Here is a 13,766-nt window from a genome sequence, read left to right as displayed (position 1 = left end):
CGCGGCGGGGCGGGGTCGGGGGCTATCGGGCGAGCGCGGCGCGGATCGCTTCGTCGATGCCCGGGTACCGGAACGTGAACCCCGTCTCCAACAGCCGGGCGGGCCGCACCCGCTGACTGCCGAGCACGTCCCCCGCGAACTCCCCCAGCACCACGCGCAGGGCGGGCGCCGGTACGGGGAACAGCGTCGGCCGGTGCAGTACGCGGCCCATCGCGGCGGTGACCTCACGGTTGGTCAGCGGCTCGGGGGCGGTCAGGTTGACGGGGCCGGACAGCTCCGGGGTGTCGATGGCATGCCGCAGGGCGGCGATCTCGTCGTACATGGAGATGAAGGACCAGTACTGCCGGCCGTTGCCGAGCCGGCCGCCGATCCCGGCGCGGAAGATCGGGAACAGCTTGCCCCAGGCCCCGCCCTCGGCGGCGACGACCAGTCCGGTCCGGGCGAAGACCGTCCGTACGCCGGCCTCCTGGGCGCGGGCTGCGGCCGCCTCCCACTCGATGCAGACCTCGGGCAGGAAGCCCTGCCCCGCCGGGGCGTGCTCGTCGACGGCGCGGTCGCCGGTGTCGCCGTAGTAGCCGATGGCGGAGCCGCAGACGAAGACGGCGGGCGGCGCGTCGAGCGCGGCGATCGCACGGGCCATCGCCTCGGTCCCCGCCACCCGGCTGTCCCGGATCTCCTTCTTGTACGCGGCGGTCCACCGGTGTTCGCCGACCCCGGCCCCGGCGAGGTGGACGACGGCCCCGCAGCCGGCGAGTCCGGCGGGGTCGACGTAGCTGCGCCGCGGGTCCCAGGCCGCCTCGTCGGGCGCGGCGGGCGTGCGGCGCACGAAGCGGACGACGTCGTGGCCGTCTGCGCGCAGGGACCGTACGAGGGCCTGGCCGATGAGGCCGGTGGAGCCGGTGATGGCGATACGCATGGGCCCATGATGCAGGTCCGCTGCGCGGTGCGTCCGGCGGCGCTGCGCGGGCTTCCTCCCCTCCCCGCCCCGCCCTTCCCCCGTTCCCCGGGCCACCCGGACCCGGCCCGACCCGCCTCGGGGCTCCGCCCCCATGCCCGCCCGAGGGACCTCCGCCGGCTGCGCCCGTACGGGTGGGGTCAGGTGGTGCCGAGCCAGGTGCCCACCGCGTACGTGACCGTCATCGCCAGGGCGCCGCCGGCGACGTTGCGCAGGACCGCCCGGAGGGGAGGTGCGCCGCCGAGGCGGGCGCTGATCACCCCGCACAGCGTCAGCGTCGCCAGCACCGCCGCCACCGTCACCGGCACCCGCTCCGACGGCCCCGGCAGCACGATCGCCAGCAGCGGAAGCACCGCACCCACCGTGAACGCGACCAGGCTCGCGAACGCCGCGTGCCAGGGGTTGACCAGCTCGTCGGGATCGATCCCGAGCTCCACCCTCGCGTGCGCCTTCAGCGCGTCCCGCTCCGTCAGCTGCTCCGCCGCCTCCCTCGCCAGCTCCCGGCTCAGCCCCCTGGCCTCCAGCATCTCGGTCAGTTCCGCCAGCTCCGCCTCCGGATCCTGCGCCAGCTCCTGCCGCTCCGTCTCCAGCGCGGCCCGCTCCGAGTCCCGCTGGGAGCTCACCGAGACGTACTCCCCCGCCGCCATCGACAGCGACCCCGCCAGCAGCCCGGCCACCCCCGCCGCCAGGATCGACGCCCGCGAGGTGGTGGCCCCGGCCACGCCCACCACCAGGCCGGCCGTGGAGATGATCCCGTCGTTCGCGCCGAGCACCCCCGCCCGCAGCCAGTTCAGCCGCGTGCTGATCGCCGCGCTCTGCCCCACCCCGTCCGTGTCCGTCACGGGACCACTGTCGGCGCCCGGACCCCGCAGGTCCACCCGGCAGGCCGGTCCGGCGTGCGCGGCCCGGGCCCCGGTACCAGGGTGGAGGGGTGAGACGCCGACGCGAGGAGCCTGGCTGGCTGCACGGGAAGCCGCCACCACGCTGGGCGCGGCTCGCGCCCCCCGTGGCGCTGGTGGCGCTGGTGCTCGCACAGACCGCCACCCCGGGCGACATCGAGCTGGGCTACTTCCTGGCCGGCCTGCCCCCGGTCGCGGCCTTCGCGTACGGGGCGGCCGGCACCGCCGTCTTCGCCGGGATCGTCCTGCTGCTGCTCGGCGTGTCGTCGCTCGGGGTCGGGCACGCCCAGGGCGCGGACCTGGCCACCGTGGCCGTGGTCGCGCTGCTCAGCGTGGTGATCGCCTGGGTCCGGCGGCGCCGCGACGCGCAGCTGGTCAGCGTACGGACCGTCGCAGAGGCGGCGCAGCTGGCGGTGCTGCCGCCGGTTCCGGAACGGGTCGGTCCGGTGCGCTGCGCCGGGCTGTACCGGGCCGCCCAGCGCGGCACGCTGGTCGGCGGCGACCTGTACGACGTACGGGTCGGGCCGTACGGGGTGCGGGCGCTGGTCGGGGACGTGCAGGGGCACGGCCTGGCGGCGGTCGGCACGGTGGCGGCGCTGCTCGGCGCCTTCCGTGAGGGGGTGCTGGACGATCCGGAGCTCGCGGGCGTGGCCGCCCGGCTGGACCGCAGACTGCTGGCGGACACCGCGGGGGCGGCGGGCTCCGCACACTCGGCGCGCCCGGCCGGCTCGGCCGGCCCGCCGGGCCCGGCCGACCCGGCTGACGCCGCCGTCGAGCATCCGGAGCTGTTCGCGACGGCGCTGCTGCTGGAGTTCCCACCCGGGCTGGACCTCGTTCGGATCGTCTCGTGCGGGCATCCGCCGGCGCTGCTGCTGCGGGCATCCACGGTGTCGGAGGTGGCCGTGGAACCTGGGCCTCCGCTGGGGCTCGGGCTCGCCGGCGCAGACCTCGCGGTGGTGGCCGACGTACCGCTGCTGCCGGGCGACAGGCTGCTCGCGCACACGGACGGGGTGACGGAGGCCCGGGATCGGGCGGGCGACTTCTACCCCCTGGCCACCCGGATCCCGGCCCTGGCCAAGGACCCGGCCGAGCTGGTGGAGGCGGTGTGGCAGGACCTGGTGGCGTTCACCGACGGCGGCCCGCGCGACGACGTGGCCCTGCTGGTGCTGTCCCTCCCGGACGCGGCGGGAGTCCCTGGATGACCGAGCAGTCCTGATCATGTGGGCTGACGCGCATCACGGCGCTCGCGAGAGCGACGGCCGTGGCCCCCACCCCGTTCACTGCGCCGCCCCCTCACGGCGTTCTGCATCGTCGGGCAGAGCGTTCGGGAACGCTCTGCCCGACGCGGTCGACCGTCGACCCTGTCGGTTGCTCAGGCTCCGTTGCTGATGATGAAGGCGCGGACCAGCTTGCACGTGACGTTCGACGGGCGGTGGATCCCCGTGCGGACGGCCATGGTGCGGATCTTCCGGTTGGTGGCGCGACGGGCGTCGTACGTCCCCGAGTCGAGCAGGGATATCGCCAGCCGCATCGCCTTCAGACGGCGGTTGTGGCTCTCGTACCACTCGCGGGGCAGCCCCGCCGGCAGCGGCTTCTTCTTGACGGGCTCAATGGTCGTGGCAGTGGCCATCTACAGCCTCCCAAACGGTAGTTGGCTTCCTGTCGTTCTCCTTCGATTTTACCGGGGACCACTGACAGAAGCCCCTGGCCAGACAGGCTCTGGCTAGGCTGGGGGCCATGGAGATCTGGATCAATCCCGCCTGTTCGAAGTGCCGCAGCGCGCTGACCCTGCTGGACGCGGAGGGCGCCGAGTACACCGTGCGCCGCTATCTGGAGGACGTGCCGTCCGAGGGCGAGATCCGCGAGGTCCTGGGCCGGCTCGGCCTGGAGCCGTGGGACATCACGCGCACCTCGGACCCGCTCGCGAAGGAGACCGGCGTACGGGACCTGCCGCGCGAGGAGACGGACGAGGCCCGGGGCCGCTGGATCGCCCACCTGGCGGCGCACCCGAAGCTCATCCAGCGCCCGATCATCACGGCGCAGGACGGCACGGCGGTCATCGCCCGCTCGGAGGAAGCGGTCCGCGAGGCCATGTCCCGCTGAGGCCTGCCTTTCGCGGCGGCGGCGGAACCCGGGCCGACCTGCGCGGGCGACCCCGTCGGCGGTTCGGCGCGCCCGCCTACGCTCCCGGTATGACGTCCGACCACACGGCCCCCGCAGCCACCGCATCCGGCACGGACACCGGCACCACCACCGCCGGACCCGGCGACGGCACGGGCCCGGGCCCGTGCCCGGGCCCAGGCACCGGTGACGGCTCAGGCACCGGCACCGGCACCGGCACCGACCTGCATCTCGAGCTGCCCCCGCACGGCGCCCGGCGTACCGCCCTCGCCCAGGCCCTCCGCGAAGCCGTGCGCAGCGGGCGGCTCGCCGGCGGGACCCGGCTGCCGCCCTACCGGGCGCTGGCCGCCGACCTCGGGCTGGCCCGCAATGCCGTTGCCGACGCCTACGCCGAGCTCGTCGCCGAGGGCTGGTTCACCGCCCGGCAGGGCTCCGGCACCCGGGTCGCCGAGGGGGCGGCCACCGCCGCCGCGCCGGCCGCCCCGGCGACCCCGGCCGTCCCCGAGGGTCCGCGCCACGACCTGCTCCAGGGCAAGCCCGACCCCGCCTCCTTCCCGCGGGGCGCCTGGTCCGCGAGTGCCCGGCGGGCCCTCGCGGAGGCCCCCACCGAGGCCTTCGGGCCCGGCGATCCCCGGGGCCGCCCGGAGCTGCGGCGGGCGCTGGCCGCGTACCTGTCCCGGGCGCGTGGCGTGCGTACCGGCCCGGAGAACGTCGTCGTCTGCTCCGGCTTCGCGAACGGCCTGCGGCTCCTCGCGTCGCTGCGGCCCCGCGACTGGGCCGTGGAGGAGTACGGACTCCCCTTCCACCGCGGCATCCTCGAAGCCTCCGGGGTCCGCCCGCACCCCGTCCCCGTCGACGAGGACGGCGCCCGCCCGGACGGGATCCCGGCCCGGGCGCGCACCCTGCTGCTGACCCCGGCGCACCAGTTCCCGACGGGCGCCGCGCTGCTTCCGGCGCGGCGGGCCGCCGCCGTGGAGTGGGCCCGTACGACGGGCGGGCTGATCGTGGAGGACGACTACGACGGAGAGTTCCGCTACGACCGCAAGGCGGTCGGCGCCGTACAGGGCCTGGACCCCGAGCACGTCGTCTATGCGGGCTCGCTGAGCAAGTCCCTCTCCCCCGCCGTCCGCCTGGGCTGGCTGGTGCTGCCGGACCACCTGGTCGACCGGGTCCTGGCGGCGAAGGGCCTGCGGGAGTCCTGGGCGAGCGCCCTGGACCAGCTGGCACTGGCCGACTTCATCGCATGCGGTGCGTACGACCGCCACATCCGCCGCATGCGACACCGCTACCGCGGCCGTCGCGACCAGCTCGTCTCCGTACTGGCGTCCCGCGCCCCGGAGTTGCGGGTGACGGGCATCTCGGCGGGACTGCACGCGGTCCTGGAGCTCCCGCCGGGGAGGGAGGCGGCGGCGCTGGAGGCGGCCCGCGCGGCGGGCCTGGCGCTGGACGGCCTGTCGGAATACCGGCACCCGGCCGCGGCCGGGGCGGGCAGGGAGGGACTGGTGGTGGGGTACGCGGCGCCACCGGAAGCCGCATTCGGCCGAGCGGTGGAAGCACTGGCGGAAGCGATGAGCCCGCACACACGGGCCGCTCGCACTCGTACTCATCCCGCCCTCACCTCCTCACCCCATAGGGTGTGAAACCAAGCAAATGGGATGTATTGGATCGAGGGGCCGGGATGAACCACGGACAGAACGACCCGACCGAAGAGAACGAGCCGAACCGGCATCAGGCACAGCCCTTCCCCGCCGATCCCCGGCCCGACGCCCCGTCCCGGCAACCCGCCGCCGCGCCCCGCCTCCCCCCGCCGCGCCGAGGGGCCGACTGGATGTTCGGCGGGGTCTACGGGACGGTGCTCGCGTCCGCGCTGCTGGCCGCGCTCGATCAGGCGGGCGACGCGTTCACCCCGTTCTACGACGCCAGCTGGGTGCTGGTCACCGCCTGCGCGGCCGCCCTCGCGCACGGCTACTCGCACCACATGACCACCCATCAGCCCGGCTCCGCCGCCCACCGCTGGCGGGTGCTCTCGCGGGCGCTGTGGAACGAGTGGCCGATGATCGTGGCCGCTCTTCCCACGGTCCTGCTGCTGGTCGTCGCCGGGCTCACCGACTGGGACTCGTACGGGGTGACCGCCGTCGGGCTCGGCCTGAACACCGCGCTGCTGTTCGCCTGGGGCTCCTTCGTGGCGCTCCGCGTCGGCTACCGGTTCGGTTCGGCCCTGCTGATGGGCCTCGCGGACGCCACCATCGGGCTGGCCATCATCGTGGCCAACGCCGTCATCAAGTAGGCCCGGCCGGCTCGCCCGCGAGCCCCGGACCCGCCCCGGCCCGCCCCCTCAGTCCGGCAGCTGCGCCTCCGCCTCCGCCAGGATCTCCGTCAGCCGGGCCGCGAACTCCGCGTCGCGCGGGTCCGCGACCCCCGTCCGGGCCGCGGTGAGCAGCGCGTCCAGGGCGCGCCCGTACGCACCGGGTACGTCGGTCCAGTTGGGCAGCGAGAACACGCCTTCGGCCCCGCGCACCTCCAGCCCCACCCCGGCCGCCGCGGTCGGCGCGCCGAGGCTGAGCACGGCGGTGCTGGCGGCGCCCGAGGCGTGGCGCAGGGCGAGCTGGACCACGTCGGAGGGCCCGCGGGTGGCGGTGACGGACGTGACGTCGCCCAGGACCGGGATCAGGACGGACAGGGCGTGCGGGCCGACGTCCCAGAGCCCGCCCTTGGCCTTTCGCCAGGGCGAGGCGGCGTACGCGCTGGGCATGCCGTCGGGCGGGAAGACGGCGCCGAGCCAGTGGGCGCTCGCCGTGAACCAGCCGGAGCGGCCCGCCTGCTCGGCGACCCAGCCGGCCGCGGGCTCGGCGAAGCGCAGGGTGAGGAAGACGACGGAGGCGACGCCGTGCCGGGCGACGGCGTCGGCCACGGCCCGGGCGTCCCGGGCGGTCGTGGCGACGGGCTTGTCGAGCAGCAGTTGGCAGCCCGCCGCGGCGGCGCGCACCGCGAGCGGGGCCTGTACGTCGGGCGGCAGGGCGAAGGCCGCGACGTCACAGTCGGCGAACAGTTCGTCGGGGTCTTCGTACACCTTCACGCCGTACGCGTCGGCCAGCTCGGCGGCGGCTTCGGGGCGGCGGCCCCACACTCCGGCGAACTCGGAGGCGGCGTGCGCGGCAAGGGCGGGGGCATGGGTGCGGTGGGCCCAGGGGCCGGTACCCAGCAGGCCGACCCGGGGGCGGGCCGGCAGGCGGGGGGAGTCCGTGGGGGCGGCGGCAGAGGTCAAATCGTACGAAATGCTCACCTGCTCAGTCTGCCCCACTCGGACGGGTGTGCTGCCACCAACCCGCACAACCCACCCGACCTGCAGCGTAAACCTCGGTAACACGGGGTTCACACCCGGGCAACGGAAGAGAAATCGCGAGCGGGCACGCTGCGGTCAACACCGCAGCGACATCGCAACACCACGAACGCAGCACCCGCAGAGTCTGCGCCGGAGCGACGCACCGAAGGATGGGGCCCGTGAGCTACAAGGCTGAGTACATCTGGATCGACGGCACCGAGCCGACGGCGAAGCTGCGCTCCAAGACGAAGATCCTGGCTGCCGGCGACGCGCTGCCGATCTGGGGCTTCGACGGATCGAGCACCAACCAGGCCGAGGGTCACGCCTCCGACCGCGTGCTGCAGCCGGTGTTCTCCTGCCCGGACCCGATCCGCGGCGGGGACAACCTCCTCGTGCTGTGCGAGGTCATGAACATCGACATGACCCCGCACGAGTCGAACACCCGCGCTCTGCTGCGTCCGATCGCCGAGCAGTTCGCGGACCAGGAGCCGATCTTCGGCATCGAGCAGGAGTACACCTTCTTCGACGGCATCCGGCCGCTCGGCTTCCCGGTGGGCGGCTTCCCGGCCGCGCAGGGCGGCTACTACTGCGGTGTCGGCTCGGACGAGATCTTCGGCCGCGAGATCGTCGAGAAGCACCTGGACCACTGCCTCGCGGCGGGCCTGAGCATCTCCGGCATCAACGCCGAGGTCATGCCCGGCCAGTGGGAGTTCCAGGTCGGCCCCGTGGGCCCGCTGGAGGTCTCCGACCAGCTGTGGATCGCGCGCTGGCTGCTCTACCGCACCGCCGAGGACTTCAACGTCTCCGCGACGCTGAACCCGAAGCCGGTGAAGGGCGACTGGAACGGCGCGGGCGCGCACACCAACTTCTCCACGAAGGCGATGCGCGAGGACTACCGCGCCATCATCACCGCGTGCGAGTCGCTGGGCGAGGGCTCGAAGCCGCTGGACCACGTCAAGAACTACGGCGCCGGCATCGACGAGCGCCTGACGGGCCTGCACGAGACCGCCCCGTGGAACGAGTTCAGCTACGGCGTCTCCGACCGCGGTGCCTCGGTCCGCATCCCGTGGCAGGTGGAGAAGGACGGCAAGGGCTACATCGAGGACCGCCGCCCGAACGCGAACGTGGACCCGTACGTGGTGACCCGCCTGATCACGGACACCTGCTGCACGAGCCTGCAGAAGGAGGGCCTGGTCTAGGACCCGGCCTCCCCTCCCCCTCCCGCAGCCGACACTGCGACACGACGCGCGACGCCCGCCGAGCCCCCGTGGCCCGGCGGGCGTCTTGCGTCGTGCGTCCACGCAACCGACCAGCATGCGATACGGGGCGCCGGTACGGATGCCCGGACCGGCGCCACTCGGTGACGTTTTATCCGGCATTGTCCATCACAAGTCGAGGAATGATCGCGGAATTTGAGATTCCGCTCCACGACCTGAGACGGGGCCTGCCCCGCACCCGTTACGTCTGCTTCAATGAGCTCATGGCCAGCCACTCGCACACCTCGAACGGTCGCAGCGACCTCGAGCCGTTCTGGCCCTCCCGTCAGGACCACGATTTCGACCGGGTGTGTCGCCGCGTGAAGAACGCGCCGACCCTCTAAAGCCTTCCGGGAACTCCCACCGGACCTTCCCCGAGGCCTTCGGTCTGCGCGGAACGCGATGACGTACGTACGTCTCCTGCCGACCACTCCGCGTGAAAGAGCTGACCACTCATGTCTCACACCCGTTCCCTGACGTCCGCCGCCTCCGCCGCGACCGCTGCGACCACGCCCTTCGCCTATCCGCCCAGTCCGCGCCACCGGCTGCGTGCCGTGGACCGCGACGAGGTCGCCCGCGTGGCCGACCTCCTGCCGCCCGGCGCCACCTGGCTGCCCGCGCCGCAGCACACCCTGCCGACGCTGCCGGGCCAGCCGCCGATGGTCGGCTACCTGGTCCTCGTACCGGCGGACCAGCAGCCGCCGATCGCCTTCGCCCCCCAGTCCGTTCCCGCCCCGGCCGCTCCCCGGCCGGCCCCGGCCACCACCGGGGACGAGCTCGTCCGCATCGACGCGGCGCAGCGCACCGCCGAGGTCGACGGCCGCGTACTCGACCTGACGTACCTGGAGTTCGAGCTGCTGGCCCACCTGGTGGCGCACCCGCACCGGGTGCACAGCCGGGACCAGCTGGTGACCACGGTCTGGGGCTACGGCCACGTCGGCGACGGCCGGACCGTGGACGTCCACGTCGCCCGCCTGCGCCGCAAGCTGGGCGCGGCGCACCGCGGTGCGATCCAGACCGTGCGCCGGGTGGGCTACAAGTACGCGCCCTGAGTGCCGGTTCGGCGCGCCACGGCAGGGCACCGCGCACGACGGTGGGCCCGTACTCCGTGACGGAGTACGGGCCCACCGTGCGCGTCGGGACGGACCGTCCGGGCTCTACGGCGCGGTGGCCGCCTTCGTGCGGCGCGCCGCGAACAGCCCCAGCAGCACGTCGACCGCCAGGAAGGCCACGAGGCTGATGCCGAGCAGCGGTACGAACCACCCGACCACGGCGATCACGGCCGCCAGCGGGAGCAGCATCGTCAGCGGCACCTTGCGCCAGGCTCCGCGCGGCTGGGCGCGGCCGACCGAGAGGGTGCGGTCCTTGGTGGGCCGGCGCAGCCACCACATCCGGTAGCCCCAGAAGACCAGGAACATCACCGCGACCGCGAGCGCGGCGAGCGCGATCTGGTTGGCGAGGCCGAAGGTCTTCCCCATGTGCAGGTCGATGCCGAAGCGCGTCAGCTGTGCGAGGACCGGGTAGTCGGCGAAGCGGAGTTCGTCCATGATCCGGCCGTCGGCGGGGTCCACGGCGACGGAGTCCAGGTGGACCGGCAGCTGCTTGTCCTGCTCCTTGACCACGTAGCCCTTGCCCTTCGCGGGCAGGGTGATGCGGAGTTCCTCGGTGACCCCGGCGGCGCGGGCGGCGGCCACGGCCTTGTCGATGCCTATGTCCGCGGCGGACGGCGTCCCGGGCATCTCCATGCCGCCGGTCCCGCCGTGCCCGGCGTGCTCGCCGGAGCCGGAGCCCGAGCCGGAACCCGAACCGGAGCCGGAGCCGGCAGCGGAATCCGAACCGGGCGCGAGGGCCGCGGACACGGACGGGGTGGCGCCGCCGAGGCTGTCCTGGAGCTGCCCGATGTTCTCGCCCGCGTACTTCGACCAGGTCAGGCCGGTGGCGGACAGCGCGACGAGTCCGGCGACGGCCCAGAGGCCGACGGCCCCGTGCCAGGAGAGGGTCTTGCGGCGGCCGGCGGCGGCGCGGTCGGGCAGGACGAGCAGGGCCTTGCGGGACCGGCGGCGGCCGATCCACAGGGCGAGTCCGCCGAGTGCGACGACCCACAGCCAGCTCGCGGCGAGCTCGCTGTAGTTCCGGCCGAACTCGCCCAGCTGGAGGCTGGAGTGGAACTCGCTGAGCCAGGCGCGCAGCGGCAGCGCGTCGCCCTCGGTGGTCAGCTGCCCGTTGACGTGGGCCGTATACGGATCCACGAACACGGTCTGCGTCCGGCCCTCCTCCAGCCCGGGGACCTCCATGATCACGCGGGTGGTCGCCTCGGCGTCGGGCGCGGGCCACACGCCCACGACCTTGCCCTCGGGAACGGTGGCCCGGGCGGCCGTGACCTGGGCACTGAGCGGCGCCGTGCTCTCGCGGACCTGGGTGACGGTCAGTTCGTCGGAGTAGATGATCTTCTCGGCCTGCCAGGAGGCGGCGTACAGCAGGCCGGTGGCGGCGGCGAGGAACAGCAGCGGGGCTATCAGGATCCCGGCGTAGAAGTGCATGCGCAGGAGCAGCGGCCGCAGCGCCGCCCAGGTGCCGGGCTTCGAGGGCGCCTCGGCCGAAGCGACCGCGCCGTCCGTTGTGGGAGTGGCAGGTGCGATGGGTGCAGCGGGTGTGTCGGCGTCCGGGGTGCGGACGTCCTGAACCTCTTCAAGGGACATGTGGGTCCTAGGTGTTGGCCCTGTGGGCGAAGACTCGGGTGAACCGGCCCCGGGTCCCGCCACCTCGCCGATGAAGGAGGTGCGCCGGTCAGGCGCAGGCAGGACGGCCGGGGGCCGTGGCGCGGGTGTCTCGCCACCCGGGCGGCCCGCGGCGCACCAGGGCGTGCGCGGGCACGGCCCCGCGCAGCCTGCGCGGGGGTTCGTACGCGGGGCGGGGCGCGGGCCGCGGCGGTACGGGGGCCACGCGGGCCCGGACCAGGGCGACCGCGCGGGCGAGCGGCCGGGCCGCCAGCAGCGCGGCGGAGCCGAGGACGGCGGCCAGCCGGAACACGGCGGCCTCGCCCCACGCCAGCCAGGCGGCGCAGAACAGCCCGGCGAGCACGTGCGCGGCGATCATGCCGAGACCGCCGTGCCCGGCCATGTCGGCCATGCCCGCCATCCCGCTCATGTCAGCCATCCCGGCCATGCCGTCCGCCGCCTCGGGCAGCGCCGTGCCCGCCAGGTGGTGGTGCCCGGGCATCGGCTCGGGCATGGACATGGGCAGGGGCATGGACTTCGTGGTGTGACCGGTGTGGCCGCCGTGACCCGCCTGGCCGCCGGAGAAGACCAGGTGCAGTACGCCCTGGACGGCGAGCAGCGCCGCACTGATCGCGACGGGCCCGCGGCGGCGCCCGGCTGCGAGCCGTGCAAGCCCGCCGGTCACCCCGAAAGCACCCAGAAGGCCTATCAGTGGAATATCCGTGCCGGACATGTGCGAATGCCCCACGGCGCCCAATGCGGTGCACACCGCCGCGAACATCGCGGCCCGTGCGGTGCGCATCGGCGCGGGGATCTCTGGCATGGCAGGAACATGCTCGCACGGGACCCGGTTCCGCCAGTCCGAGGGCCGTATCCGATCATGATCGGATGAATTCACTGCCATGGCCTCCGCCGACGCTCGGCGTGGTGTACGCGGGCGGGGTCCAGCTCGGTGCGTACGCACTGGACCGGCTCGGGGCGGCAGAGCGGGACCGGGTGCTGCGGGGCTGCTCGACGAACGTCGACAACCTCGCCGCCGGCCGCTGGGAGACCCTGCTGAGCAGCGCCTTCGTCGTCGAGGAGCCCATGCCGCTGCCGTACGCGCTGCTGCTCGTCGCGGTCCTCGGGTACGCGGAGTACGCGTACGGGGCCTGGTGGACGGCCGCGGTGTTCGTGTTCGGGCACGCCACGGCGACGCTCCTGATCCACGGCGCCCTGCGCCGTACGGCCGATCCGCTGACCAGGCGGGCCCTGGACGTGGGGACCAGCTACGGGTTCAACGCCGTGCTCGGCGCACTGACCTCCGCGCTGCCGCGCGGGCCGGTCCGTACGGCCGCCCGGGTGGGGCTGCTGGCTCTCGCCGCGGTGCCGGTGCTGAAGCGGGACCGGACCTTCACGGACGCCGGGCACCTGGCGGCCCTGGGGATCGGGGTCGGGCTCTCGCTCGCCCTCGATTACCGATCGGGGACGAAACATCTGAAAATCGGGTGAACACGCACCATCCGCAACACCCTCCGCACCACCCGCACTGCCCGCACCACCCTCTGCACCGCTCGCACCACCCGCACCACCCTCTGCACCGCTCGCACCACCCGCACCACCCTCTGCACCGCTCGCACCGCCTGCACACCGCTGGAGCCGCCACGATGACCACCACCACCCCCTCCACCACCGTCGCCAACCTGCGCGACCTGGGCGGCACCCCCCTCTCCGGCGGTCGCACCGTCCGCCCCGGGCTGGCCCTGCGCTCCGGCCAGCTCGACCGGCTCGACGTCGACGCCGACCCGGTCGTGGCCGCGCTGGGCCTGCGTACGGTCATCGACTTCCGCACCGATGCCGAGCGCGCCGACCACCCGGACCGGATACCGGCGGGCGCCCGCCTCCTGATCGGCGACGTCCTCGCCGACAAGCTGAGCTCCGGCAAGATGCCGGCCGCCACGCAGCTCAAGGACCTGCTGTCCGACCCGGCGATGGCGGAGGAGCACCTGGGTGGCGGCAAGGTGCAGAAGCTGTTCGCCGACACCTACCAGTCCTTCGTGAACACCGCTTCCGCGCAGGCCGCGTACCGGACCCTGCTCACCGAGCTCGCGGACCCGGACGCGGGCCCGCTGCTGTTCCACTGCACGGCCGGCAAGGACCGTACGGGCTGGGGCGCGACCGTCGTCCTGTCGCTGCTCGGCGCGGACGACGAGACCCTGATGGCCGAGTACCTCTCCGTCAATCCGGCGGTCAAGCAGGCCTTCGCGCCGCTGATCGAGGGCTTCACCGTCGCCGGCGGCAACCCGGACATCGCGCTGGGCCTGATCGGCGTCTTCCCCTCGTACCTGGAGGCCGCGCTCGACGAGGTGAACACGCGGTACGGCTCGATGGAGAAGTACGTGCGCGAGGGCCTCGGCGTCCCCGACGAGACGGTCGAGGCGCTCCGCGCCCGCCTCGCGGCCTGATCCGGACCTGGCCCGACCCCTTCCGCGGCCGGCATTCGACCCGAACGTGTGA

At 74.0% G+C, this 13,766-nt stretch carries 14 protein-coding genes; 8 read left to right on the top strand and 6 right to left on the bottom strand.

Features of this window, described 5'->3' with window-relative positions; all coding sequences use genetic code 11:
* Window positions 1-22: 22 nt before the first annotated feature.
* Together OHT74_RS27225 and OHT74_RS27220 are read right to left on the bottom strand one after the other, a co-directional pair.
* Complete coding sequence (locus tag OHT74_RS27225) at window positions 23-916, bottom strand: TIGR01777 family oxidoreductase (protein ID WP_328621674.1); 894 nt, start codon at window positions 914-916, stop codon at window positions 23-25.
* Window positions 917-1,095: 179 nt separating this feature from the next.
* On the bottom strand, window positions 1,096-1,797 hold the full coding sequence (locus tag OHT74_RS27220) for a VIT1/CCC1 transporter family protein (protein ID WP_266667657.1): 702 nt from the start codon (window positions 1,795-1,797) through the stop codon (window positions 1,096-1,098).
* Between the two features lie 89 nt (window positions 1,798-1,886).
* Between OHT74_RS27220 and OHT74_RS27215 the strand changes: the two genes are divergently transcribed.
* The gene (locus OHT74_RS27215; protein WP_443047575.1) at window positions 1,887-3,056 is read left to right on the top strand and encodes a PP2C family protein-serine/threonine phosphatase; all 1,170 of its coding nucleotides are present in this window, start codon (window positions 1,887-1,889) and stop codon (window positions 3,054-3,056) included.
* A gap of 170 nt (window positions 3,057-3,226) precedes the next feature.
* Here the strand turns inward: OHT74_RS27215 and OHT74_RS27210 are convergent, their stop codons facing one another.
* Window positions 3,227-3,484 (bottom strand): hypothetical protein, encoded by a 258-nt coding sequence (locus OHT74_RS27210; protein WP_266629880.1) that lies wholly within the window; start codon window positions 3,482-3,484, stop codon window positions 3,227-3,229.
* Window positions 3,485-3,591: 107 nt separating this feature from the next.
* On the opposite strand from OHT74_RS27210, the gene OHT74_RS27205 reads away from it, so the two are divergent.
* From OHT74_RS27205 to OHT74_RS27195, 3 genes are all read left to right on the top strand, one after another.
* Entirely contained in the window at window positions 3,592-3,957 is a 366-nt protein-coding gene (locus OHT74_RS27205; RefSeq protein WP_266667655.1) for an ArsC/Spx/MgsR family protein, read from the top strand.
* Window positions 3,958-4,046: 89 nt separating this feature from the next.
* Entirely contained in the window at window positions 4,047-5,615 is a 1,569-nt protein-coding gene (gene pdxR / locus OHT74_RS27200) for a MocR-like pyridoxine biosynthesis transcription factor PdxR (protein WP_328621673.1), read from the top strand.
* A 38-nt stretch (window positions 5,616-5,653) separates the two neighbouring features.
* Window positions 5,654-6,262 carry a hypothetical protein gene (locus tag OHT74_RS27195; RefSeq protein ID WP_328621672.1) on the top strand — a complete coding sequence of 203 codons (609 nt, stop codon included), beginning with the start codon at window positions 5,654-5,656 and terminating at the stop codon, window positions 6,260-6,262.
* A gap of 48 nt (window positions 6,263-6,310) precedes the next feature.
* Here OHT74_RS27195 and OHT74_RS27190 read toward each other — a convergent pair whose 3' ends face one another.
* Complete coding sequence (locus OHT74_RS27190) at window positions 6,311-7,240, bottom strand: Gfo/Idh/MocA family protein (RefSeq protein WP_328623402.1); 930 nt, start codon at window positions 7,238-7,240, stop codon at window positions 6,311-6,313.
* A gap of 236 nt (window positions 7,241-7,476) precedes the next feature.
* On the opposite strand from OHT74_RS27190, the gene glnII reads away from it, so the two are divergent.
* Together glnII and OHT74_RS27180 are read left to right on the top strand one after the other, a co-directional pair.
* Window positions 7,477-8,496, top strand: coding sequence for a glutamine synthetase (gene glnII / locus OHT74_RS27185; RefSeq protein WP_266667649.1), 1,020 nt, complete (start codon window positions 7,477-7,479; stop codon window positions 8,494-8,496).
* A gap of 512 nt (window positions 8,497-9,008) precedes the next feature.
* A complete protein-coding gene (locus OHT74_RS27180; protein ID WP_266667645.1) occupies window positions 9,009-9,605 on the top strand; it encodes a winged helix-turn-helix domain-containing protein in 597 nt (198 codons plus the stop codon).
* A 105-nt stretch (window positions 9,606-9,710) separates the two neighbouring features.
* On the opposite strand, the gene OHT74_RS27175 is transcribed toward OHT74_RS27180, so the two are convergent.
* Together OHT74_RS27175 and OHT74_RS27170 are read right to left on the bottom strand one after the other, a co-directional pair.
* Entirely contained in the window at window positions 9,711-11,252 is a 1,542-nt protein-coding gene (locus OHT74_RS27175; protein ID WP_328621671.1) for a PepSY-associated TM helix domain-containing protein, read from the bottom strand.
* Between the two features lie 88 nt (window positions 11,253-11,340).
* On the bottom strand, window positions 11,341-12,093 hold the full coding sequence (locus OHT74_RS27170; protein ID WP_328621670.1) for a hypothetical protein: 753 nt from the start codon (window positions 12,091-12,093) through the stop codon (window positions 11,341-11,343).
* A 65-nt stretch (window positions 12,094-12,158) separates the two neighbouring features.
* Between OHT74_RS27170 and OHT74_RS27165 the strand changes: the two genes are divergently transcribed.
* A complete protein-coding gene (locus tag OHT74_RS27165) occupies window positions 12,159-12,761 on the top strand; it encodes a rhomboid-like protein (RefSeq protein ID WP_328621669.1) in 603 nt (200 codons plus the stop codon).
* A 155-nt stretch (window positions 12,762-12,916) separates the two neighbouring features.
* Window positions 12,917-13,714: a tyrosine-protein phosphatase gene (locus OHT74_RS27160; protein WP_328621668.1), complete on the top strand. Its 798-nt coding sequence runs from the start codon at window positions 12,917-12,919 to the stop codon at window positions 13,712-13,714.
* Window positions 13,715-13,766: the final 52 nt, after the last annotated feature.

The organism is Streptomyces sp. NBC_00354, assembly GCF_036106915.1.
GTDB lineage: Bacteria > Actinomycetota > Actinomycetes > Streptomycetales > Streptomycetaceae > Streptomyces.
Note: the sequence above shows the minus strand (reverse complement) of the source record. Positions and strands in the feature narration are given on the sequence as shown.

Bases quoted from the DNA above. Each gene is read 5' to 3' on its own strand.
- OHT74_RS27225 (WP_328621674.1), bottom strand. From the start codon at position 916: ATGCGTATCGCCATCACCGGCTCCACCGGCCTCATCGGCCAGGCCCTC.
- OHT74_RS27210 (WP_266629880.1), bottom strand. From the start codon at position 3,484: ATGGCCACTGCCACGACCATTGAGCCCGTCAAGAAGAAGCCGCTGCCG.
- OHT74_RS27205 (WP_266667655.1), top strand. From the start codon at position 3,592: ATGGAGATCTGGATCAATCCCGCCTGTTCGAAGTGCCGCAGCGCGCTG.
- pdxR (WP_328621673.1), top strand. From the start codon at position 4,047: ATGACGTCCGACCACACGGCCCCCGCAGCCACCGCATCCGGCACGGAC.
- OHT74_RS27195 (WP_328621672.1), top strand. From the start codon at position 5,654: ATGAACCACGGACAGAACGACCCGACCGAAGAGAACGAGCCGAACCGG.
- OHT74_RS27180 (WP_266667645.1), top strand. From the start codon at position 9,009: ATGTCTCACACCCGTTCCCTGACGTCCGCCGCCTCCGCCGCGACCGCT.
- OHT74_RS27175 (WP_328621671.1), bottom strand. From the start codon at position 11,252: ATGTCCCTTGAAGAGGTTCAGGACGTCCGCACCCCGGACGCCGACACA.
- OHT74_RS27170 (WP_328621670.1), bottom strand. From the start codon at position 12,093: ATGCCAGAGATCCCCGCGCCGATGCGCACCGCACGGGCCGCGATGTTC.
- OHT74_RS27165 (WP_328621669.1), top strand. From the start codon at position 12,159: ATGAATTCACTGCCATGGCCTCCGCCGACGCTCGGCGTGGTGTACGCG.
- OHT74_RS27160 (WP_328621668.1), top strand. From the start codon at position 12,917: ATGACCACCACCACCCCCTCCACCACCGTCGCCAACCTGCGCGACCTG.